The 261-nt window shown below is 68.6% G+C and carries 1 pseudogene; it reads left to right on the top strand.

Features of this window, described 5'->3' with window-relative positions:
- Positions 1–261, top strand: a pseudogene (locus tag IB244_RS31765) (NADP-dependent phosphogluconate dehydrogenase); the annotation flags it as partial.

Genomic DNA, 261 nt, shown 5'->3' with positions numbered 1-261 from the left:
CCAACCTGGTCGTGACGCCTGCCTTCTCCGAGATGGTCAAGGAATCGATCCCGGCGCTGCGCCGCGTCGTTGCGGCGGCCCTGCAAGCCGGCCTGCCGGTTCCGGCGCTGACCTCGGCGCTGACCTACTTCGATGCCTATCGCCAAGGCCGCGGCACCGCGAACCTGATCCAGGCGCAGCGTGACTTCTTCGGCGCGCACGGCTTTGATCGCCTCGACAGCAAGGACTTCCACCACGGCCCGTGGGGTAGCGGTGCGGCGA

The sequence above is a fragment of the Rhizobium sp. RHZ02 genome (genome assembly GCF_014851575.1).
Classification (GTDB): Bacteria; Pseudomonadota; Alphaproteobacteria; order Rhizobiales; family Rhizobiaceae; genus Rhizobium; species Rhizobium altiplani.
This window is presented reverse-complemented; position numbering and strand designations above follow the sequence as displayed.